The following is a 19302-nucleotide window of genomic DNA, read 5'->3' as shown; positions in this document are numbered from 1 at the left end:
GGGTTGTCCCGTTTCCAGGCCCGTTTCTAGGCGTAGGCCTTCAGATCCTTGACGAACGCCGCGTAGGCCTTGCGATAGCTCTCGGCACGCAGCACCGCCGACGGATGCACCGTCACGCCGATCCGCAGCCCGTCGTGCTCCAGCACCTCACCTCGGTGCTCGGTCAGCTTGAACGACGGCCCCAGCAACGCCTTCGCCGCGACCGCCCCCAGGCACACCACCAGCCGCGGCTTCACCACGCGGATCTCCTCGCGCAACCACGGGAAGCACGCCACGACCTCGGAGCGCCGCGGCTGCTGATGAATCCTGCGCTTCCCGCGCTCGGTGAACCGGAAGTGCTTCACCGCGTTCGTCAGGTACAGGCCGGAACGGTCGAGCCCGGCATCGGCCAGCGCCTTGTCCAGCAGCCGTCCGGCCGGCCCCACGAACACGTGCCCCTCGGCGTCCTCGCGGTCGCCGGGCATCTCCCCGACCATCATCAGCCGCGACGACCGCACCGGGCCTTCGCCGAACACGGTCTGCGACGCGTCCCGGTAGAGCTCGCACCCCTGGCACTTCGCCGCCGCCGAACGCAACGCCGCCCAGCCCGCCCCCTCGGGGACGAACCGGGCGGCGCCGGTGTTCTCAGCAGTCCGCGTCGAACTACTTGTCGGACCGGAAGGCATCCTTGACCTTCTCGCCCGCCTGCTTGATGTCGGCCTTGGCCCGCTCAGCGCGGCCCTCGGCCTGCCACTGCTCGTTGTCCGTGGCGTCACCAACGGCTTCCTTGGCGCGGCCCTTGAGTTCGTCGGCCTTGTTGCTGAACTTGTCGTCAGCGCCCATGGTCTCAGGCTCCTTCGGTAGAGGTCAGCGACCTCCATCGGTTACCCGGCGAGCCCCGTCCGAAACAGTTGATAAGGTGATCACTCGCGGTTGAGAACCCAGCCGCAAGCCGATGAGACGGCTTGCTCTGGGTGTGTCCCGCCCCTTCGAGAGCTCCCGAGCACCGTCGTCGCACCGGCATGCCGCTGTGACCATGACGACGTGAAAGGAGCCGGCGGTGTCGTCCGCGAGAATCACCGCCCTCGAGGCCGAGGTGGCGGGGCTGCGCAAAGCTCTCGCTTCCCGGACCGTCATCGGGCAGGCCACGGGCCTGATCGCCGCACGCAAACCCTGCACACCCCCGCAGGCGTTCCAGTTGCTGGTGCGCATCTCCCAGCACCACAACATCAAGCTGCACGTGGCCGCCGACCGGCTGGTGGCGGCGTTCGTGCACTCGCTCCTCGGCCGGCGGGTCCTACCGGCCGACCAGGTGCTGTGGGATCACGTCGACGCGACGACCGCGAACGACTCCGGCGACAGCGACGACGGGTTCGCCGAGGAGGTCAGCAGCACGTCTCCCTGAGGCAGCGGGACGGGGGTCGTGCCGAGGTTCACCACCACGCGGGTCGTGCCGCGGTGCAGGACGAGGCACTCCCCGTCCTGCTCCACCACGAACCTGTCCAACCGCGGATCGGCCAGCTCCGGGCGGGAGCGGCGCAACGCGATCAGCGCGCGGTAGGTCTCCAGCACCCGCGCGTGCTCACCCCCGGACGGCTCGTCCCACCGCAGCCGGGAGTTCTCGACCGTGGCGGGCGACATCGGGTCCGGTACGTCCGACTCGCCCCAGCCGTGCCGGGAGAACTCACGCCGCCGGCCCGTCCGCACGGCCTCGGCCAGCTGCGGGTCCGGGAAGGACGCGAAGAACTGCCACGGCGTGGAGGCCGCCCACTCCTCCCCCATGAAGATCATGGGCGTGTACGGCGAGCAGAGCACGATCGCCGCCGCGCACAACAACTTCCCGGTCGGCACGGACGCGGGCAGCCGGTCGCCGGTGGCGCGGTTGCCGATCTGGTCGTGGTTCTGCGTGTAGGCGAGGAACCGGTGGCCGGGGATCAGCGCGGTGTCGACCGGTTTGCCGTGGTGCTTCCCGCGGAACGACGACCAGGTGCCGGCGTGGAAGAAGACCTTCTCCAGCGTGTTCTTCAGGGCGCCGGGTGCCGCGAAGTCCTCGTAGTAGCCGAAGGTCTCGCCGGTCAGCGCGACGTGCAGGCAGTGGTGCAGATCGTCGGACCACTGCGCGTGCAGGCCGTAGCCGCCGCCTTCGCGTGCGGTCACGAGCTTGGCGTCGTTCAGGTCGGACTCGGCGATCAGCGTCAGCGGCCGCCCGACAGCCGCCGAGAGCGCGTCCACCTCCACCGACAGCTCTTCGAGGACGTGAGTCGCGCGCTGGTCCGCCAGGGCGTGCACGGCGTCGAGCCGGAGCCCGTCGACGTGGAAGTCCCGCAGCCACTGCAGCGCGTTGTCGATCACGTACCGGCGCACCTCGTCGGAGCCGGGCCCGTCGAGGTTCAGCCCGGGGCCCCAGTCGTTGCGCCCGGCGAAGTACGGCCCGAACTTGTCGAGGTAGGCGCCGGACGGGCCGAGGTGGTTGTAGACCACGTCGAGCAGGACAGCGAGCCCGCGCGCGTGACACGCGTCCACGAACCGCTTGAAGCCGTCCGGCCCGCCGTACGGGCTGTGCACCGCGCCCCACAGCACGCCGTCGTAACCCCAGCCTTCGACGCCGTCGAAGCTGTTGACCGGCATCACCTCGACGAACGTGATGCCGAGGTCCACCAGGTGATCCAGCTTCCCGATGGCGGCGTCGAACGTGCCCTCCGGCGTGAAGGTGCCGATGTGCAGCTCGTAGATCACGCCACCGGGCAACGCCCGGCCGGTCCAGCTGTGGTCGGTCCACTCGAACGAGTGGTGGTAGACCCGGGATGCCTCGTGCACCCCGTTGGGCTGCCACAGCGACCGCGGATCCGGATACTCCTTGCCCTCGATGAGGAACGCGTAGTCCGTCCCGGCGGCAGCCAGATCGATTTTGGCGGAATGCCACCAGTCGCCGTCGCGCTTCATCTCGTGGTCGAAGCCGTCGACGCGCACGTGCACCGACTCGGGGGTCGGTGCCCAGACCGAGAAACTCACGATTCCCCTCGCACCAGCAGTGCCACCGGATAGCGGTCGAGCAACGACGCCAGGTCCTGCGACGCGGGACGTCCGGTGAGCACGTCCGTCCACTCCGGACCCGGCAGCGGCAGAACCGTGTCCTGCCAGCCCTTCTGCGCCAGCGTCACGGGCAACCTGGTCGCGACCGTGATGATGTCCGTCCGCTGGAACGCCAGCACGTGCCCGGCGGCCGGGCCCTCGGCGCGCAACGGCCGGTAGCCCTGAAAGCCACGCCTCTTGGCGTGCAACGCCCGGTGCACCACCAGCATCTTCGCCGCGCCGGAGTCGTCGATCTCGGGCAGCCACCCGGACTCGATGCGTTCCAGCAACTCGCGGCGCACCCTGTAGTCGACCGGCCGGCGGTTGTCCGGGTCGACCAGCGAGAAGTCCCACAGCTCGGTGCCCTGGTAGATGTCCGGCACGCCGGGCGCGGTGAGCTGGACCAGCTTCTGCCCCAACGAGTTCGACCAGCCCGGCGCCTTGATCCGCTCGGCGAACGCGGCGACCTCGGGCTCGCCCAGCACCTTCGCGGGCCACGCGGCCACCTCGGCGTCGAACTCGGCGTTGCGGTCGACCCACGACGTCGCGATCTTGGCCTCACGCGAGGCCTTCTCCAGGTACTGCCCCAGCCGTTGCTCGGTGATCGGCCACGCGCCGAGGAGCGACTGCCACGCCAGCCCGTTCAATGACGGCTCGGAGAGCCCGTGCCGCTCGCTCATCGCGGCCTCGAACGCCAGGTACTCGTCCGGGATCTCGGCCAGCACCGCGAGCCGTGCCCGCACGTCCTCGGACCGCTTGGTGTCGTGCGTCGACAGCGCGGTCATCGAGAGCGGCCAGCTCGCCTCTCGTTCCGTCGCCCGCCGGTGGAACTCCGCGACCGGCAGCCCGAACCGGTCCGGCGAGCCGCCGACCTCGTTGAGCGCCACGAAGTTCGTGTACCGGTAGAACGCGGTGTCCTCGGTGCCCTTCGCGACGACCATGCCGGACGTCTGCTGGATCCGCGTCGCCAGTTCGCCGTGCGGGTCGGCGCGGACCTGCTCGTCCAGCGCGTGCACCGCGGGCGACTTCGAGAGCCGGACCGCGGTGTCCCAGTGCTCCAGCCCCTCCGGCAGGTACGAGCGGTACACCGGGAAGTTGACCATCACCTCGGCGACCGCCGCGCAGGCGTCCTCGAACGGCACCCCCTGCACCAGCCGGGCGATCCGCCGCACCTCGGCAGCCAGGATCGAGTCGGCGACCTGCTGCCGTGCCGCGTGCTCGACCTCGTGAAAGTCACCGGAAAAGGCGTCCGTCGGCGCGACGAACACACCGCAGATCTCGCGCAACGCGTCGTAGCCCGTCGTGCCGTCGACCGGCCAGCTCTGCGGCAGCGTCTCGTCCGGCCCGAGGATCTTCTCGACCACGAGCCAGCCGTCGAACCGCTCGCGCAGCTGCCGGAAGTAGCCGCCGGGATCGGCGAGGCCGTCCGGGTGGTCGATGCGCAGGCCGTCGACGCCCCACTTCAGCACCTCGTGGTGGGTCGCGTCGAACACCTCGGGGTCCTCGACCCGCACCGCCGCGAGCTCGGTGATGTCGAAGAACCGCCGGTAGTTCAGCTCGGTGTTGCCGCGCCGCCAGTTGACCTTGACGAAGTGCTCGCCGGGCTCGTCCTCGGCGTCCTCCGCCAGCACGGGCAGCAGCACGCGGCCCGACGACCAGTCGATGTCGAAGTACCTGGCGTACTTCGACTCCTGGCCGTGTTCGAGCACGTCCTCCCACCACGGGTTCGGCACCACCATGTGGTTCGGCACGATGTCGACGACCAGCCCGACACCCAGCTCGGTGAGCCGCTCCTGCAGTGCCTCCCGCGCTTCTTCCCCGCCCAGCTCGGGCCGTGCCCGCGTCGGGTCCACGACGTCGTAGCCGTGCGTGGACCCTTCCCGCGCGTCGAGCATCGGTGAGGCGTAGAGCGCGCCAACGCCGAGGCGCGCCAGGTAGTCAGCGATGCCGGTGGCGTCGGCGAAGGTGAAGGACGGGGTGAACTGGACGCGATACGTGGAGTACGGCGCGCCCATCAGCCCACCCGCTGCAGCACGACGAGCGACCGCGCGGCCAGCGTCAGTTGCCCGGCCGCGACGATCGCCTTCTGGCCGTCACCGACCTGGCCGGTCACCGTGTCGACCACGACCGTCCACTCCAGACCGTAGGACACGTCCGGCAGTGTGATCTGGATGTCCTCGTGGTGGCCGTTGAACGCCATCAGGAACGAGTCGTCGACCACCCGCATGCCGCGCGTGTCGAGGTCGGGAATGCCCTCACCGTTGAGGAAGACGACGACGCACTTGCCGAAGTGGTCACCCCAGTTCTGCTCGGTCATCTCCTCGCCGGACGGGGTGAACCACGCGATGTCGCGCAGCTCGTCGCCCTTGCGGATCGGCCGGCCGGCGAAGAAGCGCTTGCGCCGCAACACCGGGTGCGCCTTGCGGAAGGCGGCGAGCGCCGAGGTGAAGTCCACGAGCTCGGCGTTGGTGTCGAGCAGCGACCAGTCGACCCAGGAGACCTCGTTGTCCTGGCAGTAGGCGTTGTTGTTGCCGTGCTGCGTGCGGCCGAACTCGTCGCCGTTCGTGATCATCGGCACGCCCTGCGACAACAGCATCGTCGCCATGAGGTTGCGCCGCTGCTGCGCCCGCAGCGCGAGAATGCCCCTGTCGTCGGTCGGCCCCTCGACGCCGCAGTTCCACGACCTGTTGTGGTCCTCGCCGTCGCGGCCGTCCTCGCCGTTGGCCTCGTTGTGCTTCTCGTTGTACGACACCAGGTCGTTGAGCGTGAAGCCGTCGTGCGCGGTGACGAAGTTGATCGACGCGTACGGCCGCCGGCCGTCGTCCTGGTACAGGTCGCTGCTGCCGGTGATGCGCGAGGCGAACTCGCCGAGCGTCGCGGGCTCACCGCGCCAGAAGTCCCGCACGGTGTCGCGGTACTGACCGTTCCACTCAGTCCACAGTGGAGGGAAGTTGCCGACCTGGTAGCCACCGGGACCGACGTCCCACGGCTCGGCGATCAGCTTGACCTGCGACACCACCGGGTCCTGCTGCACGACCTCGAAGAACGTGGCGAGGCGGTCGACGTCGTAGAACTCGCGGGCCAGCGCCGAGGCGAGATCGAAGCGGAACCCGTCCACGCGCATCTCGGTCACCCAGTACCGCAGCGAGTCCATGATCAGCTGCAGGGTGTGCGGCGTGCGCACGTTCAGCGAGTTACCGGTGCCCGTGTAGTCCATGTAGAACTTGGGCTCGTCGTCCATCACCCGGTAGTACGCGAGGTTGTCGATGCCGCGCATGGACAGCGTCGGCCCGAGGTGGTTGCCCTCCGCCGTGTGGTTGTAGACCACGTCGAGGATGACCTCGATGTTCGCCTCGTGCAGGGCGCGGACCATGCCCTTGAACTCCTGCACCTGGTTCAACGGCAACGCCGAGTACCCGTCGTGCGGCGCGAAGAAGCCGATCGTGTTGTATCCCCAGTAGTTGGAGAGACGCCGTTCGGCGAGCGTGTGATCGCTGATGAACTGGTGCACCGGCATCAGCTCGACCGCCGTGACACCGAGCTTGGTCAGGTGGTCGATCATCACCGGGTGCGCGAGGCCCGCGTACGTGCCGCGCAGCCTCGGCGGGATCTCCGGGTGGTCGATGGTGAGACCGCGGACGTGCGCCTCGTAGATGACGGTCTCGTTGTACGGCGTGCGGGGATGCCGGTCGTTGGACCAGTCGAAGAACGGGTTCACCACCACGGACTTCGGCACGTGCGCCGCCGAGTCGGTGTCGTTGCGCTCGTCCGGCGAACCGAACTTGTACCCGTACAGCGCCTCGTCCCACGTCAGGCCGTTGGAGATGGCCTTCGCGTACGGATCGATCAGCAACTTGTTCGCGTTGCAGCGCAGCCCGCGTTCCGGGTCGTACGGTCCGTGCACTCGGTACCCGTACTGCTGCCCGGGTCCGACGCCCAGCAGGTAGCCGTGGTGGACGAAACCGTCCACCTCCGGCAGTCTCACGCGCGTCTCGGTGCCGTCCTCGTCGAAGAGGCAGAGCTCGACGAAATCCGCGACCTCGGAGAACAGGGCGAAATTGGTGCCTACGCCGTCATAACCAGCACCAAGCGGGTACGGCGTTCCAGGCCAGGGTCGCACAATGCTCCTCACAGCAAGTAGCTACCGACGAGACCTTATCCGGGTATCGGCGTGGTAGCACCACGCCGCATGCTCGGCGGCCGGTCCCCGTCTGACCCGGTTTTCCGGTGCGGGGTGGACGCTTCATGGCCACCAGCCCGCGTTATGCGGGTCTTACGGTCGGCTCCACGTCCGTTCGAGCCTTGCGACTCCAGGTTTCCAGCCTCTCCGGTACCTGTTGTGCTTCTCCCCACGAGTGTGGCGAGGTTGCGAGCGGCGTTCAGATCGCGATCGGACTCCAGCCCGCAGGACTCACAGCGGAACACCCGGATGTGCAGCGGCAGCTTGGCTTTCACCGCGCCACAGTCCGAGCAGGTTTTCGACGACGGGAACCAACGATCGGCCACAACCAGACGGCTACCCCGCCACCGCGTCTTGTACTCCAATTGCCGCCGGACCTCAGCGAACCCCGCGTCGGCGATCGACCGGGCCAGCCTGCGATTGCGCAGCATCCCGGCCACGTTGAGATCCTCGACCACGATCGTGCCGAACTCGGTCGCCAGCGCTGTCGTGAGCTTGTGCAAGCCCTCACTCCGCAGGTTGGCGACGCGGTGGTGGAAGCGGTTTCGGCGCTGGTTCGCACGTTTCCACCGCTTCGACGGCCGATCGCCGGTGCGCCTGTCCGGCCCACGCCGCCGCGACACCGTGCGGGACGCGCGACGTAGCGTCGCTGACGCACTCGCCAGGTGTTTCGGGTTGGGCACGCACCCGGCCGCGTCGGTGGTGCCGAGGATCGACCGGGACAGCACCGCGAGATGGGTTATTCCCAGGTCCACGCCTACAACCGCATCCGGCTGGGCAGGTGGAAGGTCCGCACGCTGCACCTCACAGGTGAACGCGCAGAACCACCGGCCACGCTCATGACTGACCGTCGCCGACAAGAGGCGGGCCGTGCCCGCTTCGATCCGGCGGGCCAGCTTGCGAGTGGACTCATGTGTCCTGATCCGCCCCAATTTCGGCAGCGTGACGTGGTGACGGTCAGGTTCGACGCGGATCGCACCAGTTGTGAACTGGCAGGCTCGCCTTGCGCGCCTCTTGGACTTGAATCGCGGAAACCTCATCGCCGGCCCCGCTCGTGTGCCGGCGCGCGACTGAGCCCAGTTCTTCAACGCTCGCGCGAGATTGGAGAGGCCAGAGCTGTACGCCTCCTTGGAGCACTCCGCCCACCACGGCGCAACTTCGCTCTTGGCCTTGTTCCAGTCTCGCCGGAGTGCGGGCAGTGACCATTGCAGCGCCGGGGTGAGATCGTAGGCTGAGATGCCGTAACTGGCCTCGGCCTTGCGTTGGTCCAGCACCGCCTTGACCAGCGCCAGGCCCCAGTTGAACGCGAACCGCGCGGCACCGCAGTGCGCGGACAAAGCCCGTGCCTGTGCCGGGGTCGGGTCCAGCGCGAACCGGTAGGCCTGGTGGACGATCACACCTGAACCCTACGAGCGGGCCCCGACAATTCCGGGCCCGTTACGCGGAGGTTCTCACGAGAGTGGGAGCGGCTTGATTCGAACGTGTGATCGCCGCCGATCGGCGACTACCGGGCGTATCGACCCCGGCAAAGTCAGCAGTCACACCCTTTCGTGCGCCAGCACCAGCTGCCCACGTGCGGCCGTGAGCAACGTGCGGGCTTCCTGGATCTCGCAGTACTTCAAGTGCTCACATGCGGCTTCCGCGCACGCCAGCGCGTGCTGCAGCGCCTCGTTGTCGTCCACGGGACCTGCGTCCCGCAGCGCGTCACGCAGCGATTCCTCCGCGCGCCGTGCCCCGACCACCGGGTCGCCGAGTGCGGCCGGCCTCACCGAAGCGAGAACCTGCTCGACGGCCAGTTCAAGCACGCCGGTTGGTGTCCGCGTGCTCACGGCTGAGCTCATCTGGTACGCCACCTCCAAAACAGGGTTGTCGTCCGCCGTCGGGTGACGGCCTTACAGTACTCCGCAGGCGCATGACCTGCCGTTACGCGAAAGTTTCATCTTTCCCGGCTGCCGGCGCGGCGGCGCAGCGGCCGCGTGATGTCCCTGACCCGCGGAAACAAATCGTCCAATGCCACGGGCAGGGGAATTCTCCAGTTCGGGTGCTCGTCGATCGTGCCCGGCACGTTGGGCTGCCGGGTTTCCCGCAGAGCGTCCTGAGGTGAAGTCAGGACCAACGCGCAGGGAGCCTGCGCGAGCAGCTCGTGGGCGCCCGCGACCCGGTCACGTGGGTCGATGCCCTCCTGGCGCATCAACGCGTCGAAGTCCGGCCCGTCCGGCCCGGCGAAGAACGTGGCCGCGGTCGGCAGGTCGTGCGTGGAGATGCTGGCCATCGCCCTGGGGTTCCACTGACTCGGTGGGATCAGGGGGTGACCCTCCGCGTAGTAGTCGCGCTGGAAGTACAGAACGGCGCTGGTCAGCATGCCGTTCTCCTGCAAGGTCTTCGTGACGACGGGCTCGACCGTGCCGAGGTCCTCTCCGACCACGACCGCGCCGGCCCGGTACGCCTCGAGCGCGAGCACGCCGAGCATCGCGTCGGCGTCGTAGTAGACGTAGGTCCCGCGCGAAGGCGGCTCGCCCGGCGGGATCCACCACAGCCGCCACAGGCCCGCGACGTGGTCGATCCGGATGCCGTCCGCGTGCTTGAGCACGCTGCGCAGCACCTGGCGGAACGGCCGGTAGCCGGTCTCGGCGAGCTTGTCGGGGCGCCACGGGGGCAGGCCCCAGCCCTGGCCGTCCGCGCTGAACGCGTCCGGCGGTGCGCCGACCGTGACGTCGATGGCGAAGACCTCGGGGTCCGCGAACGTGTCCGCGCCGCCCGGATAGACCCCCACCGGGAGGTCGTGGATGACGCCGATGGCCATGCCCGCCTCGTGCGCGGCCAGCCGCACGTCCTGGAGCTGGCGGGTGCAGAGGTGCTGGAGCCAGGCGTGGAACGCGACCCGTTCCGCCGGCGCAGCCTCGCGGTCCCGCGGCCACTCGCGCCAGTCCCGGCCGTGGATCTCGGCGAGGGCGCAGTACGTGGCGAACTTCTCGAGGTCGGCGTCCATCTCGATGTCGCCGCCGGGGAAGAGCAGTTCGAGAGCCTGCTTCTTGGCGTCCCAGATCGCGTCGTAGTCGATCAGGTCCTGGTTCTGGGGTCTCAGGTCGCGGATGAGCTGCCGCGTGCGCGGGCAGGCCTGCAGGAACTCGGCGGTGTCGGTGACGCGCAGGTACAGCGGGTTCGCGAACCGGCGGCTCGTCGGCGAGTACGGCGAGCGCTCGACCGGGTGCGTGGGGCTCGGCGCCTGCACCGGGTTCACCAGCACCACGCCGGCGTCGAGCTCGAGGCTGCTGCGCCGCGCGATCGTGGCGAGGTCGGCGAAGTCGCCCATCCCCCACGACTCCTTCGACCGGGCCGCGTAGAGCTGCAGCATCCAGCCCCAGGCGCGCGGAACGTCCGGCAGCGTCCTGGGCGCGACGGCGAGGGTGATGGTCTGGGTGGCGGTGCGGATCCGGTGCCAGCCGAGCGGGAGGCTGTCCGGCACGTGCCGCTCGGTCGTGACCGAGGTGCCGTCCTCCAGCTCGATCGTCGCGGGACCGCGCAGGTCGTACGTCTCGTACTCGCGCATGACGATCGTGGGAGGGAGAGCCTGGAGTGCCCGGCGCCGCTCGATCTGCTCGAGCTCGCGGGCGACGGAGTCCTCAGTGGACGCATCGACGCCGAACTGGGCGAGGACCTTGACGACGACCTCGGTGTCGACCGCGACCTCTTGCTGGTCCGCGTTTTCGTACCGAGTGGCAACGCCCCAGGCGTCCGCCAGCCGCGCCACCAACTCCTCCACAACTACAAGCTATGTCACAGCTCGGTCCGCATTACCAGAGCAAATGGTCCCTGGTCACCCGAAGGGTGCAGGCCAGTTGGGACGTGGTCTACCCGATCAATTACTTAGACATCCGATGCTTCGTCGGGAATCGCCACGACCGCTTCCACCTCGACGAGGAAATCGGGCCCGAACAACGCGGCGACCTGAACCAGCGTGCTGGCCGGATTGCGCACTTCTCCGAGCGCGGGCCGAAGAATCGCGTCCCGCACATCACGAATGGTCTGAACCTCTGACGCATCAAGCACATACCAGGTGAACTTGATGACATCCGACCAGTCCGCACCAAGATTTTTGATCACGTGATGAAGATTGCGCAGGGCCTGCTTCGTCTGAGCGCCCAGGTCGTCGACGCCCACGACACAGCCCTGCGCGTCGACCGCCACCTGCCCGGAGATGAACGCGAGCCGCCCGCTCGCGGTGACCGCGTGCGCGTAACCGGGCGTCGTCGGCAGGTCGGGCAGTTCGGTCAAACGCGCTTCGGCGGGCATGCGACTCACAGTACGGGCGGCCCGCTGGAGTTGCGCACGACCAACCGCAACGGATGCTCGGCCGGCTCGATCTCCCCGCCCCTGACCAGCGTGAACAGGTCAGCAACCGCCCGCTCCCCCTGCTCCTTGGCAGCACCCTCGACAGCGGTCAGCCCGACCACGCGGGTGAGCTCCTGCCCATCGAGCGACACGATCGACACCTCGTCCGGCACCGCCCGCCCATCACGCTGCATCCGCAGGAAAATCCCCAGCGCGGCCGCACCGTTCGAGCTGATCACGGCGGTGGGCAGCCGTTCGCCGTCGAGCAGCACGTCGACCACCTGCTCGCCGCCGTCGACCGTCGGCGAGCACCACACCGTCCACTCGGGACGGACCGTCAGCCCCGCCTCGGCCAGGATCTCGTCGTACGACTCGTCGATGCCGTCGGCGAGCACCAGCGCGACGTCCTTGTGGCCGAGGGCCTGCAGGTGGTCGACCGCGGTCTGCAATGCGCGGCGGAGATCGGTGTCGTCGACGGTGAGGTGCGGGACCTCCAGGGTCTCCAGCGCCGTCTGTTCGGCCTCTGTCATGGATATGGACAGAAGAAGCACTCCGTCGACGCGGCGGCCCAGCGGCAGCTCGTCGAAGAACTTCGCGCGCGCGGCCGCGTCGGCGAGAACGTAGAGCAGCACGTCGTAGCCCGCCTGCCGCAGCGCACCCTCCGCGCCCGCCAGCACCGGGCTGACCTCGGACGTCAGGACGGCGATCGCGTAGCGGCGGCCACCGGCCAGGGACGAGGCGTCGCGCGCGATCGCGTACTTCATGCTCCGCGCGACTTCGCTGACGTGTTGCCTGGTGGCCTCGGACACGCCCGGTTCGCCGCGCAGGGCCCGCGATACGGTCGCAGCCGACACCCCTGCGGCCTTGGCCACATCGGACATGCTGGTCACGGCCCGAGCGTATTGGAGATCCATGAAGCCCGGCGACCTCGCCCCCGACTTCTCCCTGCCCGACCAGGACGGAACCGACCGCACGCTGTCCGAGCTCCTCGAGCACGGCCCGGTCGTGTTGTTCTTCTACCCCGCGGCGATGACGGCCGGCTGCACCGCGCAGAGCTGCCACTTCCGCGATCTGGCCGCCGAGTTCGCCGAGGTGGGCGCGCAGCGGGTCGGGATCTCCACCGACGACGTCGCGAAGCAGAAGCAGTTCGCGGAGCTGAACAGCTTCGACTACCCGCTGCTCTCGGACGTCGGCGGCGAGGTCGCCGAGCAGTTCGGCGTGAAGCGGCGGCTCGGGCCGATCCCGGTCAAGCGGCACACGTTCGTCATCGACACCGACCGCGAGGTCATCGAGGTCATCAAGAGCGAGTTCTCGATGAACTCCCACGCGGACAAGGCGCTGGCGGTCCTGCGGAAGACGGCGTCTAGCGATCGGTGAGCGTCAGCACGCCGTAGGGGCCGGAGGCCTTGCCCTCGCGGACCGTCGTGCCGTCGATCGTGTACTTGCCGTGCACCTCGGCACCGTCGGGGCCCGCCACCACCACGAGCAGCACGGACTTGGACAGCTCGTCGGCGGGCACCTCGACGGTGCGCGACCACGGCAGGCGAACGCTCGCCTCGTTCTGCACGGACGTGCCGACGGTGGCGGTGATGTTGAACGCCGGGCCGGTGCCGGTCACCTCGAACACCACCACGCGCGTGGCCGGGGCGACAGACGACGTCACCGGCGCCAAAGACTCCACCGTCGTAGCCTCCCCGCCGCCCATCTGCCGGAGCGTTCCCACCAGGCTGGCGCCGAAGAGCGTGGCACCCGCGATGATCAGCGCGGAGATCAGCACCAGCACCCAGGGCCACTTCGGCGACCTGGGCGGTTCGTACAACGGCTGTGCGACGCCGTACTCCGGTGGCAGCTGCGACATGAGGCCCCCTGCCTGGAGGGTCGACCTGCGCGGGCCCGTCGTTACCGCAGGCCCGCCAGCACGAAGTCGGCGATCTCCCCGGCCAGCACCCCCGGAAGCTTCTGCCCGTCCGGCCGGTACCACATGGGCAGCTGGTTCACGACGCCCAGCGCGATCCGCACCACCGTGTCCGCCGGCACCAGCGAGCTGAACTCGCCGTCGGCCTGGCCCTTCTCGACGACCGCGAGGAACGTCTCGTGGTACCGCCGCCGCTCGGCGCGGAAGTCGGTCATCCGCTCCTCACCGAGCCGGTGCAGTTCCCGGACGAACACGGCCGTCTCGTCGACCCGTTCCGCGGTCGAGACGACGAGCGACACCAGGATCTCCCGCACCGTCTCGGCGGCGGGCAGCCCGAGGCCGATGATCCGGTCCATGTCGGCGGACTGCGACGTGATCAGCAGCCGGTAGATCTCGAAGAGCAGGTCGTCCTTCGCGCGGAAGTAGTGGTACAGCGCGCCTTTCGTGACCTCGGCGGCGGCCACGATCTCCTGCACCGAGGTCGCGTCGTAGCCCTGCGACGCGAACAGGCGCACGGCCGCGTCGATGATCTTCTGCTCGGTCGGGGTGGGCACGTCAAGCCTTGGGTGCCAGCGCGCGTACCTGCTCCACCTGGTCGCCACCGGTCGGGAGCAGGGCGATGATCGGCGTGTCCACGCCCGCCGCCTGGTACTCCGCGACGCGCGCACGGCACTGATCCAGCGAGCCGTGCACGACCAGGGCGTCGACCACCTCGTCCGGAATGGACTTCGAGGCCGCCTTGCGGTCACCCGCGGCCCACGCCTCGTGCATCGGGCGCAGCGCCTCGCCGCGGCCCAGCCAGTCGTGGAACGCCGCGTACGCCGGCACGGTCAGGTAGGTGCTGATCAGCATGCGGCCCAACGCGCGCGCGGCGTCGGCGTCCTCGGTCGGGCACACGAAGATCCGCGCGGCCAGCTCGGCGTCCCCGAGCTCCGAGCGCACCTTCGCCACGTCGCCGGCGCCCAGCCAGTTGGTGATCGCGCCATCGGCCTCGCGCCCGGCCAGGCGCAGCATGTTCGGGCGCAGCGCCGCGAGCATGATCGGCACCTTCTCGGCGGGCGGGCGCTCCAGCTTGAACCCGGAGACGGCGAACGTGTCGTACTGAGCGGTGACCTTCTCACCGGCCAGCGCGGCCTTCAGGAAGCGCAACGTGTCGCGGGTCCGCTTGAACGGCTCCTCGAACGGGATCGCGTTCCAGCGCTGCACGATCGCGGGCGACGACGAGCCGATGCCCAGCACGAACCGGCCACCCGTCACCTCGGCCAACGTCGCCGCGGTCATCGCCAGCGTGGCGGGACCGCGGGTGTAGACGGGTGCGATCGCCGGGCCGAAGCGCAGCTCGGAGGACCACTGCGCGGCGAGCGCGAGCGGCGTGAACGCGTCCGTGCCGGTCGTCTCGGCCGACCACACGTCGGTGTAGCCGAGCCCGGCGAGCTCGGACACCAGCGCGCGGTGCTCCAGCACCGGCACGCCGATCAGCGGCAGCGTGATTCCCCAACGAGCCATGAACGCCTCCAAGTCAGCGACTTCGAGACCACCCTACCGACCGGTCGGTATGCTCACAACCTCACCCGCAGCCCGCCCAACCGGCGCATGAACAACCCCGGCAGCCACACCGGCTCCTCCTCCAGCCCCGCGGCCGGGAAGCGCTCGAAGAACAGCCGCAGCGCGATCCGCGTCTCCAGCCGCCCCAGCTCCGCGCCGAGGCACCGGTGCGCGCCGTGCCCGAACCCGAGGTGCCCGCGGGTGTCCCGCCGCACGTCGAAGCTGTCCGGCGAGGAGAACCGCAGCGGGTCCCGGTTGGCCGAGCCGGGCGAGAGCAGCAGCAGCTCCCGCGCGGGCACCTCCACGTCGTCCACCACCGTCGCGTCCGCCGAGAACCGCGGCGGCAGCATCCGGAACGGCGCCTCGTACCGCACGATCTCCTCGACGCAGTTCGGCCACAACGCCGGCTCGTCCAGCACGGCCCGCAGCTGCGCGGGATGCCGCAGCAGCAAGGAGAGCCCGGACGTGATCGCGCTGGCCGGCTCCGACCCGCCGATCAGCAGCACGATGAACGTCGACGCGAGCTCGTCGTCGTCGAGCACGCCCTCGTCCCGCAGCCCCAGCAACATCGTGCAGACGTCGTCACCGGGCTCGGCGCGCTTGCGTTCGACCAGCCGCAACGCCAGCGCGTACAGCTCCCGCCCCGCCTCCTCGACCTCGGCGATCGACGGCGCCGTGAGCATCGCGGTCTCCCACACCGGGAACATCGCCCGCTCGTCCTCAGGCACGCCGACCAGGTCCGCGATGGTCGTGGCGACCAGCGGCCGGACGTAGGAGGTCAGCAGCTCGACCGGCTCCCCCACCGGCAGCCGGTCGAGCAACGCCGACGCCCGCCGCTCGATCTCCGGCTTCAGGACCGCCAGCCGGGCAGGGCTGAACACCCCGGCCAGCGCACCGCGCAGCCGGCGGTGGTCGTCGCCGTCGCGGTCGAGCAGGCTCCGCCGGGACGCTGCCGGGAGGCGGGCACGCCTCGACGGGTCGACCATCGAGCGCGGCACCAGCTCGCGCCGCTGCCCGACCAGGTCCTTGCCGACCTCGCGGTCGGCCAGGATGCGCCGCACGTCCTCGTACCGCGTGACCAGCCACATCCGCAGTCCGCCAGCCTCGACGACCGCCGCCGGCATCGAGTCCCGCAACGACGCGAGCGCCGGGTACGGGTCGTGCATGAACCGTCTGGACGCCAGTCTGACCGGGCACTGCGGATCCAAGTTCTACTTCTTCCTGGCGAGGGTCAGGCCGTCCGCGATCGGCACCAGCACCGACTCCACCCGCGGGTCGTTCAGCACGAACTTGTTGAACGCGTCGATGGCGGCGGCGTTGCCCTCCGGCTGCTCGGCCGCGGCGTCGCCGTAGTAGAGCGTGTTGTCGGCGAGCAGCAGGCCGCCCTGCCTGACCCGCGGCACCAGCAGGTCCCAGTAGTGGACGTACCCGACCTTGTCCGCGTCGATGAACACCAGGTCGATGACGGCATCGTCCGGCAGTTCGGCCAGCGTCTGGGCGGCCGCTCCGAGGCGGAGGTCGATCCGGTCGCGCACGCCCGCCGCCTGCCACGCCTCCTCGGCGATCGCGGTCCACTCGGTGGAGATGTCGCAGGTGATGACCTTGCCGGACGGGGGGAGGGCCTGCGCGAACGCGAGCGTGGAGTACCCGGTGTAGGTGCCGACCTCGAGCACGGTCTGCGCACCGGTGAGCCTGACCAGCAGCGACAGCAGCACGGCCTGCTCGTGCGGGATCTGCATCTCCGCCGAGTCGCCGAGCTCCAGCGTCCGCGCGATCAGCTTCTCCTGCACCGCACTGGGCTGGCCTGCCTGTTTGCGCACGTACTGGTAGATCTGCGGGGTCATGACCACGGTCTTGAAGTCGTTCACGCGCGGCCTTCTCTCATAGTCGGGTGAGGAACGTCCTGAGTGTGTCGCCGTACTCGGGCCGCAGCGGGTGTTTCGCGAGGTCACGGCCGATGGCCGACAGGACGGCCGCCCGGTGCGCGCGGTAGCGGCTCACGCACACGTTCTCACGGCTGACCAGGAAGAACTCGTCGAACCGAGCACGTTCGGCGTCGGTGGTGGGCACGCGGGTACGCCCCGACTCGCGCAGCAGCGAAGGACCGCCGGGCACGAGTCTGCGCATGACCTCCATGTGTGCCACCAGGTTCGCCTTGCTCGCGGAGTGCAGCGGTGCGGCCGCCGCAGGCCCCAGTGCGGTACGTGCCTGGCGCAACAGGCCTGGCAGGGGCTCGTAGTCACGTGCCCACCGCCCGCTGAACGCCGGGTCGAACGACATCATCATCGGCCGGATGACGTCCTCGTACACCTCACGGGAACAACTGCCCGAATAAGCCAGCATCACCGAGTACGCGTCGTATCCAAGCGCAGCGACGCGGACTAGTTGCGAATCAGGCTCGCGTATCAACCGATCGAGTGAATCCGCAAGAAACCTCCACACCATAAATGCGCCGTGGTGGCCGAGAAACCACCGGTGCACGGCGAGGCCGGCCGGATCTTCGGGGGTGCCGATCTCGATCGGAATCTGATAACAGCCGTGCGAGCACGGAATCAATTTCGCACCCGGCATCGGCATCCGCAGCACCGGCAGGTCGACCCACGTGTGGCCCCACGCGGGAGCGAAGGCGGGAGCGCTCATCGCACACACTCCACTTCGGACACCACGGTGTCGAGGAGGTCGGCCACCCGGCCGAGTGTGCTGTCCAGTGGCCGGTCCTGGGTGATCGGCGGCACCTCGGCGGCGATCCGGTCGAACACCTCCGCGAGCCGGGGCGCCTGCGGCCGGCGCGCGCCGACGTGCACGGCCTGGCGCAACGCGATCGCGACGCCGGCGTGCAGGTAGCGCAGCAGCCCGGCCTGGTCGAGCGCGGTGAACGCGGCCTGGGTGCCGAACGGGACGACGTCCTGGTTGTGCAGGTTCGTCGGCAGGCTCTGCACCGAGGCGGGCATGGCGGCGCGGCGCATCGCGGCGACGGTGGCGGTCGCGCTGATCTGCACGCCCTGCAGCGCGTGGTGCTGCCCTGGCGCCGGGCTGAGCATCGGCGGCAACCCGCCGTTGCGGTGCGGATCGACCAGCAGGTCGAGCTGGCGTTCGGCCAGGTTGCCCAGCTGCACCAGCGCGACGTTGAGCTGGTCGGCGGCGAAGGCGCTGGGCTGACCGAAGAAGTTGCCGCCGTGCGCGATCTCGTTCGTCTCCGGGAAGAACAACGGGTTGTCGCTCACCCCGTTGAGGTCCCGGCGCACCACGTCGTCCGCGTGCTTCACGCTCGTGCCGGCCGCGCCGATCAGCTGCGGCGTGCAGCGAATGCTGTAGGGCTCCTGCAACGGGCGCTCACCGGACGGCGTGCTGCCCTCGAGCCACGTCCTGATCGCGGCACCGGCGTCCGCGACGTCCGGGTGGCCGAACGCGGCGAGCAGCCCGACCGACGCGAATTCCGTGCCACAGCCCAGGACGTCGGCCATCAGGGCGGCCAGCAGCTGTGCCGTGCTGTGCGAGCGGGTGGCCTGCGCGACGGCGAGACCGAGTGCCGCGGCGGTGACCGAGATGCCGTTGACCAACGCGAGCGCGTCCCGCCCGTCGAGCTCGAGCGTCCCCAGCCCGGCCCGGCTCAGCGCGTCGCCCGCCGGGAGCAGCTCATCCTGGAAAAAAGCTTTCCCGTTGCCGCGCAACGCATGCGCGACGTAGGCGAGCGGCTGGAGATCACCGCTCGCGCCGACCGAGCCGAGCCGGGGCACCGCGGGGGCGAATTCCGTGTCCAGCATGGCGATCAGCGCGGCGACGACCTGCTCGGACACCCCGGATCGCCCCTGCGCCAACGAGAACAGCCGCGCCAGCACGGCGGCCCTGGCCACCGCGGGTGGCATCAGCTCACCGTGGCCGACGATGTGGTGGATGATCGTGTTGTCGCTCTGACCCGCGCCGTCCGCGCGGCCCTCGAACTCGACCAGCGGACCGAAACCCGTTGTGACACCGTAGATCGCACGTCCCGAGCGGCTGATGTCGAGCACGAACTCGCGGCAGCGCGCGACGCGCTCCCGCACGTGGCCGGGCAGTGCGACGTGCAGTGGTCGCCGCGCGAGTTCGAGGTGCGCGGGTTCGAGGGGCGCGGCGAGGTTCACCGCGAACTTCACGGCAGCGGAGGATGTTCCGACAGGCACGACGCCTCCTTTTGGCGCGGCACGAAGCCGTGTCGCGCCAACGAGTTTTGGGAGCTTCCCGCGACGATCCCCGTTGACCTGCCGGCGAGGAAGGGCCTTACGCACTTACCCCGAAGACT

At 69.5% G+C, this 19302-nt stretch carries 19 protein-coding genes; 2 read left to right on the top strand and 17 right to left on the bottom strand.

The features are described 5' to 3' along the window. Nucleotides 1-26: 26 nt before the first annotated feature. Complete coding sequence (locus tag ACIA8G_RS07085) at nt 27-665, bottom strand: UdgX family uracil-DNA binding protein (protein ID WP_396417380.1); 639 nt, start codon at nt 663-665, stop codon at nt 27-29. Next, complete coding sequence (locus tag ACIA8G_RS07080) at nt 643-822, bottom strand: CsbD family protein (RefSeq protein WP_319971400.1); 180 nt, start codon at nt 820-822, stop codon at nt 643-645. Before ACIA8G_RS07080 ends, ACIA8G_RS07085 begins: the two co-directional genes overlap by 23 nt. Nucleotides 823-1039: 217 nt before the next feature. Here ACIA8G_RS07080 and ACIA8G_RS07075 point away from each other — a divergent pair, with 217 nt between their 5' ends. Continuing rightward, nucleotides 1040-1384 carry an ANTAR domain-containing protein gene (locus ACIA8G_RS07075; protein WP_396417379.1) on the top strand — a complete coding sequence of 115 codons (345 nt, stop codon included), beginning with the start codon at nt 1040-1042 and terminating at the stop codon, nt 1382-1384. On the opposite strand, the gene treZ is transcribed toward ACIA8G_RS07075, so the two are convergent. From treZ to ACIA8G_RS07035, 8 genes are all read right to left on the bottom strand, one after another. Further along, a complete protein-coding gene (gene treZ / locus ACIA8G_RS07070; RefSeq protein WP_396417378.1) occupies nt 1303-2991 on the bottom strand; it encodes a malto-oligosyltrehalose trehalohydrolase in 1689 nt (562 codons plus the stop codon). The two genes, ACIA8G_RS07075 and treZ, sit on opposite strands and share 82 nt — an antisense overlap. Next, nucleotides 2988-5066: a malto-oligosyltrehalose synthase gene (gene treY, locus ACIA8G_RS07065; RefSeq protein WP_396417377.1), complete on the bottom strand. Its 2079-nt coding sequence runs from the start codon at nt 5064-5066 to the stop codon at nt 2988-2990. The genes treZ and treY overlap by 4 nt, the downstream gene beginning before the upstream one ends. Further along, nucleotides 5066-7171, bottom strand: a complete 2106-nt coding sequence (gene glgX, locus ACIA8G_RS07060; RefSeq protein ID WP_396417376.1) for a glycogen debranching protein GlgX — start codon at nt 7169-7171, stop codon at nt 5066-5068. Before glgX ends, treY begins: the two co-directional genes overlap by 1 nt. 35 nt (nt 7172-7206) lie before the next feature. Further along, nucleotides 7207-8628, bottom strand: a complete 1422-nt coding sequence (gene tnpB / locus ACIA8G_RS07055; RefSeq protein ID WP_396417375.1) for an IS607 family element RNA-guided endonuclease TnpB — start codon at nt 8626-8628, stop codon at nt 7207-7209. 141 nt (nt 8629-8769) lie between these two features. Continuing rightward, nucleotides 8770-9072 carry a hypothetical protein gene (locus tag ACIA8G_RS07050; RefSeq protein ID WP_396417374.1) on the bottom strand — a complete coding sequence of 101 codons (303 nt, stop codon included), beginning with the start codon at nt 9070-9072 and terminating at the stop codon, nt 8770-8772. A 95-nt stretch (nt 9073-9167) separates the two neighbouring features. Next, nucleotides 9168-10994, bottom strand: a complete 1827-nt coding sequence (locus ACIA8G_RS07045) for a 4-alpha-glucanotransferase (protein WP_396417373.1) — start codon at nt 10992-10994, stop codon at nt 9168-9170. A gap of 104 nt (nt 10995-11098) precedes the next feature. Then, on the bottom strand, nt 11099-11524 hold the full coding sequence (locus tag ACIA8G_RS07040; RefSeq protein ID WP_396417372.1) for a RidA family protein: 426 nt from the start codon (nt 11522-11524) through the stop codon (nt 11099-11101). 5 nt (nt 11525-11529) lie between these two features. Further along, nucleotides 11530-12444 carry a LacI family DNA-binding transcriptional regulator gene (locus ACIA8G_RS07035; RefSeq protein ID WP_396418664.1) on the bottom strand — a complete coding sequence of 305 codons (915 nt, stop codon included), beginning with the start codon at nt 12442-12444 and terminating at the stop codon, nt 11530-11532. 31 nt (nt 12445-12475) lie between these two features. On the opposite strand from ACIA8G_RS07035, the gene ACIA8G_RS07030 reads away from it, so the two are divergent. Next, nucleotides 12476-12940, top strand: a complete 465-nt coding sequence (locus ACIA8G_RS07030; RefSeq protein WP_396417371.1) for a peroxiredoxin — start codon at nt 12476-12478, stop codon at nt 12938-12940. Here the strand turns inward: ACIA8G_RS07030 and ACIA8G_RS07025 are convergent. From ACIA8G_RS07025 to hutH, 7 genes are read right to left on the bottom strand one after another with little or no spacing between them, the layout of a single operon-like run. Continuing rightward, nucleotides 12927-13421, bottom strand: coding sequence for a hypothetical protein (locus tag ACIA8G_RS07025; RefSeq protein ID WP_396417370.1), 495 nt, complete (start codon nt 13419-13421; stop codon nt 12927-12929). The genes ACIA8G_RS07030 and ACIA8G_RS07025 overlap by 14 nt on opposite strands. Nucleotides 13422-13462: 41 nt before the next feature. Beyond that, complete coding sequence (locus ACIA8G_RS07020; RefSeq protein ID WP_396417369.1) at nt 13463-14032, bottom strand: TetR/AcrR family transcriptional regulator; 570 nt, start codon at nt 14030-14032, stop codon at nt 13463-13465. Nucleotide 14033: 1 nt separating this feature from the next. Then, entirely contained in the window at nt 14034-14984 is a 951-nt protein-coding gene (locus tag ACIA8G_RS07015) for an LLM class F420-dependent oxidoreductase (protein WP_396417368.1), read from the bottom strand. 53 nt (nt 14985-15037) lie between these two features. Next, nucleotides 15038-16231 (bottom strand): cytochrome P450, encoded by a 1194-nt coding sequence (locus tag ACIA8G_RS07010; protein ID WP_396417367.1) that lies wholly within the window; start codon nt 16229-16231, stop codon nt 15038-15040. 3 nt (nt 16232-16234) lie between these two features. Continuing rightward, nucleotides 16235-16891 (bottom strand): O-methyltransferase, encoded by a 657-nt coding sequence (locus ACIA8G_RS07005; RefSeq protein ID WP_396417366.1) that lies wholly within the window; start codon nt 16889-16891, stop codon nt 16235-16237. Nucleotides 16892-16904: 13 nt separating this feature from the next. Continuing rightward, nucleotides 16905-17663, bottom strand: coding sequence for an L-tyrosine 3-hydroxylase (locus ACIA8G_RS07000; protein ID WP_396417365.1), 759 nt, complete (start codon nt 17661-17663; stop codon nt 16905-16907). Then, nucleotides 17660-19183, bottom strand: a complete 1524-nt coding sequence (hutH, locus tag ACIA8G_RS06995) for a histidine ammonia-lyase (protein ID WP_396417364.1) — start codon at nt 19181-19183, stop codon at nt 17660-17662. Before hutH ends, ACIA8G_RS07000 begins: the two co-directional genes overlap by 4 nt. Nucleotides 19184-19302: the final 119 nt, after the last annotated feature.

It is taken from the genome of Lentzea sp. NPDC051213 (genome assembly GCF_044455585.1).
GTDB lineage: Bacteria > Actinomycetota > Actinomycetes > Mycobacteriales > Pseudonocardiaceae > Lentzea.
Note: the sequence above shows the minus strand (reverse complement) of the source record. Positions and strands in the feature narration are given on the sequence as shown.